Annotated in this window: 9 protein-coding genes; 4 read left to right on the top strand and 5 right to left on the bottom strand. The window is 47.1% G+C overall.

The features are described 5' to 3' along the window. Positions 1 to 104: 104 nt before the first annotated feature. The 3 genes from hemY to hemE are packed head-to-tail and all read right to left on the bottom strand — an operon-like array spanning position 105 to position 3,536. Positions 105 to 1,529, bottom strand: coding sequence for a protoporphyrinogen oxidase (hemY, locus tag J2X75_RS02585; RefSeq protein ID WP_307413924.1), 1,425 nt, complete (start codon positions 1,527 to 1,529; stop codon positions 105 to 107). Continuing rightward, positions 1,529 to 2,479, bottom strand: a complete 951-nt coding sequence (hemH, locus tag J2X75_RS02580; RefSeq protein WP_036609705.1) for a ferrochelatase — start codon at positions 2,477 to 2,479, stop codon at positions 1,529 to 1,531. Before hemH ends, hemY begins: the two co-directional genes overlap by 1 nt. Beyond that, positions 2,472 to 3,536 carry a uroporphyrinogen decarboxylase gene (gene hemE, locus J2X75_RS02575; RefSeq protein WP_133384225.1) on the bottom strand — a complete coding sequence of 355 codons (1,065 nt, stop codon included), beginning with the start codon at positions 3,534 to 3,536 and terminating at the stop codon, positions 2,472 to 2,474. The genes hemH and hemE overlap by 8 nt, the downstream gene beginning before the upstream one ends. A gap of 204 nt (positions 3,537 to 3,740) precedes the next feature. Between hemE and J2X75_RS02570 the strand changes: the two genes are divergently transcribed. Continuing rightward, a complete protein-coding gene (locus J2X75_RS02570; RefSeq protein ID WP_076209040.1) occupies positions 3,741 to 4,952 on the top strand; it encodes an MFS transporter in 1,212 nt (403 codons plus the stop codon). A 106-nt stretch (positions 4,953 to 5,058) separates the two neighbouring features. Here the strand turns inward: J2X75_RS02570 and J2X75_RS02565 are convergent, their stop codons facing one another. Further along, positions 5,059 to 6,261 (bottom strand): cytochrome P450, encoded by a 1,203-nt coding sequence (locus J2X75_RS02565; protein WP_310334137.1) that lies wholly within the window; start codon positions 6,259 to 6,261, stop codon positions 5,059 to 5,061. 485 nt (positions 6,262 to 6,746) lie between these two features. Between J2X75_RS02565 and J2X75_RS02560 the strand changes: the two genes are divergently transcribed. Beyond that, on the top strand, positions 6,747 to 7,958 hold the full coding sequence (locus J2X75_RS02560) for an asparaginase (RefSeq protein WP_310334134.1): 1,212 nt from the start codon (positions 6,747 to 6,749) through the stop codon (positions 7,956 to 7,958). 182 nt (positions 7,959 to 8,140) lie between these two features. On the opposite strand, the gene J2X75_RS02555 is transcribed toward J2X75_RS02560, so the two are convergent. Beyond that, positions 8,141 to 8,773: an O-methyltransferase gene (locus J2X75_RS02555; RefSeq protein ID WP_150364378.1), complete on the bottom strand. Its 633-nt coding sequence runs from the start codon at positions 8,771 to 8,773 to the stop codon at positions 8,141 to 8,143. A gap of 239 nt (positions 8,774 to 9,012) precedes the next feature. Here J2X75_RS02555 and J2X75_RS02550 point away from each other — a divergent pair, with 239 nt between their 5' ends. Together J2X75_RS02550 and J2X75_RS02545 are read left to right on the top strand one after the other, a co-directional pair. Beyond that, positions 9,013 to 10,167, top strand: a complete 1,155-nt coding sequence (locus J2X75_RS02550) for a THUMP domain-containing class I SAM-dependent RNA methyltransferase (protein ID WP_310336624.1) — start codon at positions 9,013 to 9,015, stop codon at positions 10,165 to 10,167. 215 nt (positions 10,168 to 10,382) lie between these two features. Continuing rightward, a complete protein-coding gene (locus J2X75_RS02545) occupies positions 10,383 to 12,383 on the top strand; it encodes an LTA synthase family protein (protein ID WP_310334133.1) in 2,001 nt (666 codons plus the stop codon). Positions 12,384 to 12,456 lie beyond the last annotated feature (73 nt).

The raw sequence follows: 12,456 nt of genomic DNA, 5'->3' as shown, positions 1-12,456 counted from the left end.
TATCGATTGAAAGGGTATTAACTCGGTTAGCTTCCAGATCTTCATATAAAAAAGCCATCTCTCCAGTAGATAATTCTACGTTTGAGACAGCTCTCTTGCTGTACTTAATCTGCTGCAAGCTCTTGTGTAGCCTGAACAGACATTTCCTTCGCTTGTCTGATGCAATCAGGCAAGCCTACACCCTCATAACCTGCACCTGCAATGTATACACCCGGTAATTTGCTGCCAAGCTCCTCACGGAGGGCGGCAATATGTTGGAGGTGTCCCACCGGATACTGTGGCATGGATTTACGAAGCCTTGTAATCTCGGAGAAGATCGGCACTGCTTCAATTCCCATCGTCTCTCTCAGATCCTTGAGAACCAGATTCGTCAGCGCTTCATCCGGAAGCTCTACGTTCTGTTCGTCACCGGAGCGACCAACATAACAGCGGAGCAGTACTTTATCATCCGGGCTGGTATGCAGCCATTTCGTCGATGTCCACGTGCAAGCCGTAATATTCCGACCCTCTTTCCGCGGAACGAGGAAACCCGACCCGTCGAATACATGCTCCACCTCTTTTTTCTCAAAAGCGAGCACTACATTGGCTACAGACACATAGTTAATCGCATCCAGAGCTGCTGTATCGACGTGAGGCTTCAACAGCTCGGACGCGACATATGTCGGCACAGTAACCACTACATCATCCGCCTCAAGCTGTTCACCATTCTCCAGCTCAACATGGTATCTGGTCTCCGCTCCATCAAGTCGTTGCAGCGATTTGACCGCGGTGTTCAGACGTTGATCCACATCCTGCAACTCATGGACGAGTGCATGAACAAGGCTCTGAAGTCCCTGGCGAAAGTTCAGAAAAGCGCTCCGTTTTGTTCCGGTATGCGTCTCAGCCGGTTTGCGACCCGTCATCATGCCCCGGATCAAGCTGCCGTAATCGCGCTCTACTTCTCCGAACTGCGGGAAGGTAGCCTGGAGGCTCAATCGCCGCATATCACCTGCATAGATTCCCGCGAGCAGTGGTTCCGTCAAGTTCTCCAGCACTTCTGCTCCAAGACGGCGTTCAATCATATAACCGAGCGATTCATCCTCTGTTGTACGACGCGGCGGGATGACAAAATCCATCAACGCCCGCAGTTTGCCTGCCGGAGAGACCAGACCACTTCTCAAGAATGGTCTTAGTTCTGTCGGAATACCGAGAACAAGTCCTGCTGGCATAGGATGAAGCTTGCCACGCTGCATGATATACGTTTTCTTCGACTCCGGATTCTGACTGACCAGTTCATGATCGATCTCCAATTCTTTAGCGAGGTCAATCATTGCTGTTTTGCGAGCCAGGAAAGAATCCGGCCCTTTTTCAATCACAAATCCATCCCGGTGCAGTGTCTCAATCATGCCTCCCATGGACGAGCTTTTCTCGACCAAAGTAATCACGGGTTCAACGCCCGCTTCCCGGTAATGCTTGCGGATATAAAATGCCGCGCTGAGGCCGGTAAGGCCACCGCCGACAACAACAACACGGCGTTTCTTATCACCCATTACTCATCCGACCCTTGCTGCCATTGGCTTATAATAACGTCGCTTAACGTCTCCATGTATAGAGGATCGCTATTGAGAGAATCAATACGCATCAGGCGCATGTCGATCTCTTTGGCAATCGATTTGGCCTCAATATCGAGATCATAGAGCACTTCGAGATGATCCGAGACAAACCCGATTGGTGCCACAAGCACATCCTCTACCTGTTCACGAGAAAGCTCCTGTAACGTATCCAGAATATCCGGTCCGAGCCAAGGCTCAGCTGTTCGTCCGGCACTCTGCCACGTAAATTGCCAATTGGTTATTCCTACACGTGAGGCAATCACTTCCGAAGTTTCCAGCAATTGTTGCGGGTATGGATCACCCATCTCCACAATACGTGCCGGCAGACTGTGCGCACTAAACAACACCTTCACATCTCCGCGTTTTGCTCCAGCTTCTTCGAACGCATCCAACTTGGCACTGACACGTGTGGACAACGCCTGAATTAACTTCGGATGCAGATGATAACTCTCAATAAAGGACATATGAACGCCCAGCTCTTCTGCTTTTTCACGCGCACGTTTGATATAACTGCCTACACTCATCGTGGAAAAATGAGGAGCCAGTACAATACCAATCGCTGTCTGAATTCCATCCTTGGCCATCTGCTCCACGCCATCCTCAATAAACGGATAGGCATGCTTCAGTCCTTGATAACAACGGAATTCCACATCAGTGCCACGCTCATCGCGGTTTAATGTCTCTTGAAGGGCCTTGACCTGATTGTCTGTGTTCTCGCGAAGGGGGAAAACACCGCCAACAATCGCTTCATAACGATCCGTCAGTTCCTTCAATTGCTCCGGTTCAGGCGGACGTCCTCTGCGGATATGTGTGTAATACGCTTCAACACTCTCCATATTTTCGGGTGTGCCATACGACATCACCAGTACACCTACAGTATTAGTCATTGGTTACCGTCACCCCAGTCTTCATTGCTTCGGCAGAATATTCATGAATATACGCCGTTAGTTCTCTGAGCTTCTCTAGCGATGCTTCAGGAAATAATCCGTGTCCCAGGTTGAAAATATAACCCGGCTCCTTGATTCCTTCGTCAATAATCACTTTGGCTTGCTCCTTGATCAGTTCCATCGGCGCAGTCAGCACATATGGGTCCAGGTTACCCTGTACTGCAAATTTGCCGCCAAGACGTTGACGCCCTTCCGAAATGGATACTCTCCAGTCCAGTCCAATCACATCGGCTTGCAGATTATGCAGTGCTGGCAACAACTCACCGGATGCAACACCAGGGAAATAAATCTTCGGTACATTCAAATCCGATAATTCGGTAAAGATACGGGTAATCGTAGGCAACACATATGTTCTGAAGTCTTTGGGAGAAAGTGCTCCAACCCAGCTGTCAAACAACTGGAATGCCTTACCGCCATTCGCAATATGCGCACGGACATATGTAATAACCATATCACCAAGCTTCTGCATCAGCTTGTGCCACACCTCAGGCTCGCTGTACATCATCGTTTTGGTGCGGATATAACCTTTCGAAGGTCGGCCTTCAATCAGATAACTTGCAATCGTGAATGGTGCGCCCGCAAACGTAATCAAAGGCACGTCAAGCTCCTTATCCAGAATTCGAATGGTTTCCAGAATATGTGACAGATCTCCTTCTACGTCGATGGGACGGAGCCGATCCACATCTGCAGCGGACCGAATAGGATTATCAATAACTGGACCAATATTTTTTACAATGTCAAAATCAATGCCCAGAGAGGCAACCGGATTCATAATATCGGAATACAAAATAGCCGCATCTACACCAAGTTTGCGTACCGGCATGAGTGTAACTTCAGCCGCCAGCTCGGGTTGTTTGCAGATTTCTAACAAGGAGTACTTTTCTTTGATTTTGCGATATTCAGGATCGTAACGCCCAGCTTGACGCATGTACCACACCGGGACACGGTCTACCTGTTGTTTGAAACTTGCCCGAATCAGTCGATCATTATAGCTCATGTAAGAAGCCTCCAATAGTTTTTGGACTCATAATTACCATTATGCCCTTTTTAAACAGCCGTAACAACCACATGCAGATGCGTTCTACGTGACAATACTATGACATTCCTTACACCCATCCCTCATATGCCAATTATGTTATAATGAAAGAATGGTGTTTTTTTGAGAATTACAGAAATATCTTTGAAAGGAAGTGAAAGCACTTTGAAAACGTGGAAAGTAAACCTCATTGTGCTTTGGTTCGGACAATTTTTGGTCAATTCGGGCATGACCATGATTACCCCATTTTTGTCTCTTTATCTCGCAAGAGATCTGGGCGTTGTTGGCGAACATGAAATTGGCATATGGGCGGGATTTATTTTTGCAGCCAATTTCCTCACCTCATTTTTGTTCCAACCGCTCTGGGGCAAGTTATCAGACAAGTATGGCCGAAAAGTAATGCTGCTGCGTTCGGGATTCGGGATGGCCATCGTAATTGCCCTTATGGGTCTGGCACAGAATCCCTGGCAGCTTCTCTTATTGCGTTTGCTTAACGGTACCATCTCCGGTTTCAATCCAGCGGCTGTTGCGCTGATATCGGGTACCACTCCGAAAGACCGCATGGGTTTTGCCATGGGAATCAGTCAGTCCGGGCAGGTTGCCGGCACAATTCTGGGGCCGCTCATTGGTGGCTTGTTAGCGGATGCGGTAGGCTTCCGCCCCATTTTCTATATTACAGGTGGACTGATCTTTGTTGCTTCCATGCTCGCCATGTTCCTGGTGAGGGAGAAATTTGACCGTCAAGAAGCAGCCAAACTGCCGGCACAATCCGTATTGTCCGGTCTGAAGGAATTGAACAAGTCACCTCAACTGCCCGCACTGTTTGCTGTGACCTTTCTGTTGCAGTTTGCAATGATTAGCCCCATGTCACTCTTGCCGCTGTATGTGCAAAAATTGCATGCTTCGGATGTAAACGTGGCCTTCTGGGCAGGGCTTGTCGGTGCAGTTACGGGACTATCCAATATGGCGATGTCTCCGATTCTCGGGAAGCTGAGTGACCGGATTGGTCCTCACAAGGTGCTGACGTTCTCCCTCATAGGTACAGGACTCATGCTTATTCCGCAGGCATTTGTTCAGACCGTGTGGCAGCTCATTCTTGTTCGTTTCATGATGGGTGTGTTCATGGGTGGCCTGCTTCCAAGCGTTAACGCCTTGATCCGCTCCTACACATCCGATAGCATGATCAGCCGTGCATTCAGTTTTAATACGAGTACTCTGGCGCTGGGCAACATGCTTGGAGCGATCATTGGAGGTTTTATGGCAGGATTCATCGGGATCGAAGGTCTGTTTATCGTATCTGGCGGACTGCTGCTAATTAATATGGTTTGGGTCCGATTCAAATTGTATAACAAACCTGCTTCTATTCGAGAATCCTGATTCCCTATCCATTTCTTAATGAGTACATCTTACTTTTTTATTTGAAAAAGCCGCTTCCAGCGCCTAATTGGCCTGAGAGCGGCTTTTGTCATTCATGCGCCATTCATCATTTATTTATTAGATTGAATTGTATCGGATAATGTTTCACACCATACACAAAAGCACTTTGTATCGGTTGCAGAGGCGTTCCCGGCACAAGTTGAATGTGCTCCATGTGCTGAAGCAATGTATGAAGAACTACCCTTGCCTCCAATCGAGCGAGTGGTGCACCCAAACAAAAATGAATGCCAAAACCAAAGCCCATATGCCTGTTCGGCTTGCGATCAGAGATGAAATCTTCCGGATTTTCAAATTGGGCACTGTCCCGATTGGCTGCTCCAACCCAGGAAATCACCTGCTCTCCAGCTTGAATCATCTGACCATTCAACTCTACAGTTTCCTTGGCGACCCGCCCAATCGCGACAATTGGCGGATAATATCTCAGCGTCTCTTCAATCGCAGAAGTAATCCGTTCAGGCTGTTCGCGCAACTCCTGTTGTAGCTCGGGTTGTTCAGACAGAATACGAACCGCATTGGTAATCAGGTTGGTTGTTGTTTCATTACCGGCAGCAAGTAAGAGAATACAGAAGCCTACCACTTCATCTGAAGTCAATTTCTGACCATCAATCTCCGCAGCAAGCAGCAATGAGATCAGATCATCCTTTGGCTGCAACCGACGTTCTTCCATAATGCCAGTGAAATAGATATGCAACTCCTGCATATTTCTTTTTTTCTCCTCCAATAACTCCTGGAAGGCCTGCTCACTATCGTCACGTGCGCCTTTCACCAATACATCAGACCAGTCTTTGAACTTTTGACGATCCGCCGCAGGGACTCCGATCAATTCCGCAATGACAATGACGGGCAATGGTGTTGCAAGGTCATCAATAAGTTCCATATGTCCTTCTGACAGGTGTGGAGCAATTAACTCATCTGTGATCTCCTGAATACGCGGAGCCAATGCTTCAATTGCCTTAGGTGTAAACGCCTGATTCACCAGATCACGCAGCTGTTTGTGTTTGGGAGGGTCTGTCGTCAACATGCTCGTATTGGCACGATCACGTGCAGAAGAGAACAGTTTGGGATTTTTCAGAACGTACTTCACATCTTCATACCCGAAAACATCCCAACATTCTCGATGCTCATCATATCGGACTGGAGTGTTATCACGAAGTTCTGCATACACCTTGAAGGGAGATAACCTCTCTTCCAAAGTCTCCAGTTCCCGAATCGGAATGTAATTTGCATACTTTCTCGGTGCCTGTTTCATCGTTTCTCCTCCAATCAATATTATATATTTATTTACATATGTTGATCACCCTATTATAAACATAACTCTATAACGAAACCACTCTTTAGACCGTAATTGATCCCCATTACCTAATATGCGTTACTATCATCCTCTTATTCTGTTACCTACTTCTGATATGAGTCCCAATTCGACATTCTTTTATTAAAATTCTTCATTTTATCAGGACAAAAGACTCAATATGTAATATTAACTAACACAATTAAAGCATATTTCTCTTCAAAACAACTAAAATCAACTCTTATATATCTCTATCAGAATGAATATTCTTTCGTAATTCCTCATAAATAATCACTTTACTCTCATTATCTATGAATGTAACCGATTACTCTACCATTATCTATGTTTGTCATATTACTTAACATAAAATACAATCAATTTGAAATGGTATACATATTCTTCTTAACAAACTTAACATCACACTTACTTGAAGGAGAGTGCTATTCATGAGTAAAACATCCAATCTTCGTCCCTGGGCCGTATGGAGTACCGCAGCTTTAACAGCATTAACCATCTCGTTGTCCCCCATTGGAACCTACGCCACGCACGCAGCTACGGTAGAGGTGAAAGGCACAACAGGTGCTGTTCAGACAGTAACCACTACCCCAGCTCGCAATACTTCCATTCCCGCAATACCAGACTCTTCCAAGCAATCTGCACTACCTAATGTATTGGTAATCGGAACTGGCGGAACGATTGCCGGACAATCCGAGGATGCCACCAGCTTCCAGAATTACAAGGCAGGCACACTTCCGATTGGAGAGATGGTAGACGCCTTACCGGATAAACAGAAGATTGCTGATGTTAGCACGCTCCAATTCGGAAACTCAGGTTCAGGTTCCTATAGCATGGCCGACCTCTATGACTTGTCGCAGACGGTAGACAAAGCTCTGGCAATGTACGACAGTGTTGTCGTTACCACGGGTACAGATACAATGGAAGAAATCGCTTATTTCCTCGATATGACTGTTCAGAGTGACAAACCGGTCGTCATCACAGGCTCCATGCGTCCATGGACAGTCATCGGCTCTGACGCTCAAGCCAATCTGTACAACGCCATCAAGCTTGCAGGTAGTGGTCGTACCACTTCATTCGGCACAGTACTCATGTTGAATGACACAATCCAGCTTGCTCGTGGTGTAACCAAGACAAATGATTATCGGACAGATACGTTTGAAACGCCGATGCTCGGCGCTGTAGGATATATTGATGAAGAGAACATTCGAATCTACCGTGCTCCTGCACGTGCCTTGAAACCTGAAGGCACAGCAAAGCCCGTATTTGATCTAAGTAAAATCACAAAGGCAGATCTGGCCAAAGTAGAAATTGCGATCTCATATCAAGAAGCTGGCGGCGGAGCCATTGAAGGATTTGTGAGCAGCGGTGCCAAAGGAATCGTGACTTCAGGTACCGGAGCTGGCGGTATCTCCAGAGCTATGGGACAAGCTCGTACCAAAGCCATTGAAGAAGGTGTCATCTTTGTGACCACCACTCGGACGGGTTCAGGAAGTGTGTATGGCGGTGGCAAAGGTATCATTGCAGGCGACAACCTCAGTCCACAACAAGCTCGTGTATTATTGATGCTGGGCTTGTCCTTCAGTGATGATTTTGACACCATCAAAAAATGGTTCGAAACGTACGGAACACCTGAAGTATAAAAAAGAACTACTACAACGATATCTGTAAACACAAAGAAAGAGACGACACATTTTCTGTCATTCAAAATGTAGTCATCTCTTTCTTTGTGTGTTTTTAGAAAACTCCGCACAGAATCACGATCCCCCTCACAAACATAAAAGGTGAGATCGTGTTCCGTCAGAGTTTTATCATTAGGGGTTCTTCACTTTACCCAGGCAAGTACCAACCCATCGTAATCCGGCAACATCGTCGTCACCAGACGCGGGTCACTTGCCATCTGTTCATTGAAGCGACGAACAGCAAGCACGGCCGGACCCTGCTTGTCCGGATTCAGTGTACGACCTCGCAGGAAACAATTATCGCCTACAATAACAGCACCTGGCCGGGCCAGCTTAATGGCATAGTCAAGATATACCGGATAATTCTCCTTATCTGCGTCAATAAAGAAGAAATCGAATGTGCGACCTTCCTGCTCCAATTGCTTCAGGCTGTCTGCCGCCGGGCCAATGCGGTACTCCACTTTTTCACCAAAACCGCCTTCTTCCAGATGACCACGCGCCATTGCCGCATATTCCTCTTTTAGTTCCAGCGAAGTCAGGGTTCCACTCTCACGTAAACCGCGTGCGATGCAAATCCCACTGTAACCGCCCAGCACGCCGATTTCGAGCGCAGCTTCTGCTTTGGATGTCTTGGCTAGAAACGTGAGCAGTCGTCCATACGCCGCAGCAACCGAAACTTCCGGCATACCGTTCGAACGGATAGCCTCTTTCACTTTTAGCAAAAGCTCATCCTCTTGAAATAATTGATTTACATATTCATCAGGGGTCAGATTCACCACTAAAATCCTCCTTGGACACTTGGACTGCTTTCCATATGGATGCCAATGTTCTATAATAAATGTTTGTTATCAACACAGGCGGTTGACTAGTGCATCACCTTGAGAGAGGAATGCATACGTTCACCGCATTTCTCATTGTAAGTTTTTTCACGGAAAGCGGCAAGGCCGCACCGTTACTATACAGCAGAGAGAAGGATTTCCCTTCTCCAGCTTGAAATGGAGTTGAAATGAATCACATGGCTCAATTGCAATTGATTGCAACCTCGGCGATGGGACTCGAGGCTGTTGTTGCCCGGGAACTGAAACAACTGGGGTATGAAGATGTTACGATCGACAATGGACGGGTTTTCTTTACAGGAGATTATATTGATATTTGCCGTTGTAATCTATGGCTGAGAAGTTCGGATCGTGTATTGGTGAAAATGGGTGAATTCCCTGCCACGACTTTCGACGAATTGTTTGAAGGCACCAAAGCACTGCCTTGGGAAGAGTGGATTCCAGCCGACGGCGAATTCCCTGTAGAGGGTCGTTCTCAAAAATCCCAGTTAAGCAGTGTGCCTGCATCACAAGGAATCGTGAAAAAAGCAATCGTAGAGAAACTGAAGCTGACTTATGACACGGAATGGTTCCCAGAGGATGGGTCTCGTTATGTAATTGAGGTCATTCTGTTGAACGATCGCGCCCTGCTTACTTTAGATACAACGGGACCAGGTCTTCATAAACGGGGTTATCGTAAACTCGTTACCGAAGCGCCACTCAAAGAAACACTTGCTGCCGCTCTTATTCAACTCAGTCGCTGGAATGTATCCCGTCCATTCTATGACCCATGCTGTGGATCAGGCACAATGCTGATCGAAGCCGCTATGATCGGCTGGAACATTGCACCAGGACTTCGTCGGACCTTCAACTCAGAGGACTGGGCTGTTATTCCTGAAGAATTGTGGGAACAGGCGCGCGAAGAAGCATTTGATGCTGTACGTGACGATGTCCCGTTACAGATTTCAGGCAGCGATATTGATCCTGAAGCGATTGAAGTAGCTCAGGCTGCAATCAAGAGTGCCGGCTTCGCCAAAGATATTGAAGTCAGCGTCCTGCCCGCGCATCGCGCAAGACCACAGGGTGAATATGGTGTCATCATTACCAATCCCCCATATGGTGAACGTTTGAGTGAAGAAAAAGAAGTTCAGAAGTTGCTCCGCTCATTAGGGCGCAGTTACCTCGACATGCCAACATGGTCCTTTTTTGCAATCACGTCGACCAAAGCTTTCGAGGAGTATTTCGGTCATAAGGCTGACAAACGTCGCAAGTTGTTCAACGGACGAATTGAAACCCAGTACTATCAGTATTTGGGCCCACTGCCCCCACGAAATAAAACACCACAATCTTCATAATTGTTCCGAATCTAAAGTGCTCCTTCCATCCATGGCCGGGAGCGCTTTTTTTGTGCGCTTTTCTGGTCATAAGAATTCACTGACTTCGGTCTTCGCTTCCGCAGAAATCAATTCTCCCCGAGGCATAGTTGAAAACACATGAGGCCACGCTATAATGAATGGAGCCCTATTTTACATTCCGATAACAAAACAACAAAAACAAGGGGGACATACATATGGTTGTCACTCGGCCTACGCGCAGCTCCATGCCACGCGGGCTTCTAAATCATCCATTAACGTTATATCTTATTTTTCTTGTGCTCATGCTGTTCAAACTCATGTGGCTCCATCACAATCTTCACGCTTATAACATTACGATGGGACTGCTGGATAAAGTCATTGCCATTGGATCTTTACTACTCTTGTCCTTCTGGACCTGGTTGCTGCCACGTAGAGGCATGATCATTTCTCTCGCGGTCCTTAACCTGCTGCTTACCGCACTAATCTACGCCGATATGGTGTATTATCGCTATTTCCAGGATTTCTTGACCATCCCGGTATTGTTGCAGGCGAGACAAGTTGACGCATTGGGTGACAGCATCGCTACATTGATCTACACAAGTGATCTTTGGTTCTTTGCCGACTGGCTTGTCGTCATTCCGTTCGCAGCTATCGTAATGTTCAGCAGACGTTACCGTTCGAAGCACTCCAGTACGTCTGTTACTGGTTACGGGAGTTATTCGTATAGCGATGGCAAGGCACGGTTGCGCCGCCGTCTCACGGCTGGCAGCATTGCCCTTGTGCTGGGACTTGGCCTCGCCGTCGGCCCGATTTATTTTTATAGCAAAACATGGGCCAAAGGCCTGTTCGATAACAACTGGTGGAATGTATCCATGTATAATGTGACCGGACTGCTCGCTTTTCACGGTTATGATCTGTACAACTATGCCAAAGACCATATCGGCTCCGGGCCGCAGGCTGATCCCGCTGATGTTAAGCAAGCAAAAGCGTTCTTCGCTGAAAGGCAAGGAGCTGCCCCACAGAATGATGCCTTGTTTGGCAAATATAAAGACAGCAATGTGATCATTGTCCAGGGTGAGGCTTTTATGAACTTCATGATTGGCCAGAGCATTGGCGGTCAGGAGATCACACCCCATTTTAATGAACTGATGAAGGAAAGCCAGTATTATAGTCACTTTTATCACCAGACAGGTCAGGGCAGAACGTCTGATGCCGATTTTGGAGCAAACATTTCCCTACATCCACTTCCGGTTGGATCAGCCTTTGTACGCTATGCAGACCATACGTATGATTCCCTTCCTTCCATTCTGAAGGATAACGGTTATAGCACCAATGTATTTCACGCTTATGAGAGTGGATTCTGGAATCGGTATACGATGTATCAGAACATGAAGTACGACAAGTTTTATAGTAAAAATGATTTTGCACAGGATGACCCGCTTGGCTGGTCCCTGTCTGATGAATCCTTTTTCCGCCAATCCGTTGAGAAAATGAGTAGTGAGGTGACCGAACCGTTCTATTCCTTCCTCATTACACTCAGCAGTCACCACCCATACGCCCTGCCTAAAGAGAGACAGCAGCTGGATGTAGGCGAGTTCCAGGGGAGCATGTTCGGTAACTATCTGCAATCCGTTCATTACGTGGATTCGGCGCTCGGCAAGATGGTGGAGGATCTGAAAAATCGGGGATTATGGGAAAAAACCATCTTTATGTTCTACGGAGACCACGACAACTCGATCAAGGAACAATCACAATACGAACAGTTCCTGGGACGTTCGCTGAACGAACTGGATATGGCACAGATCATGAACGAAGTCCCTCTGCTCGTGCATTTACCGGACGGAGCAGCTGCCGGAACCATTGACGAACCTTCGGGACAACTGGACATCACACCTTCCGTACTGCATTTGCTAGGCTTATCCGACCAGTCCTATTATCATATGGGTAACGACGTATATGACGGGTCTGAACGTACGGTTGTGCTGCGTAATGGCGCATTCTCGGATGGTTCTGTATTCTATATTCCATCGGATGATTATATCTACGAGAGCGGCGCTTGTTATGACCTGTCCACACGTGACAAAACAGATATCAATGCTTGCCGCCCCGGTCATGATGAAGCAGCCAAGCGATTGCATGTCTCGGACACGGTCATTACCTATGATTTGATTCAGCGCTTTCGAGAGGAAGACAGTTCAACAGCAACATCGCAATGAGCAATATCGTAATGACAACTAAACAAATACACGAAATCAATTGAATTGGATTTACAAAGGGGAACTCTCATTA

The organism is Paenibacillus sp. 2003 (assembly GCF_031455635.1).
Classification (GTDB): Bacteria; Bacillota; Bacilli; order Paenibacillales; family Paenibacillaceae; genus Paenibacillus; species Paenibacillus amylolyticus_B.
The sequence above is the reverse complement of the archived record's forward strand: the minus strand, read 5'-3'. Positions and strand labels throughout refer to the sequence as shown.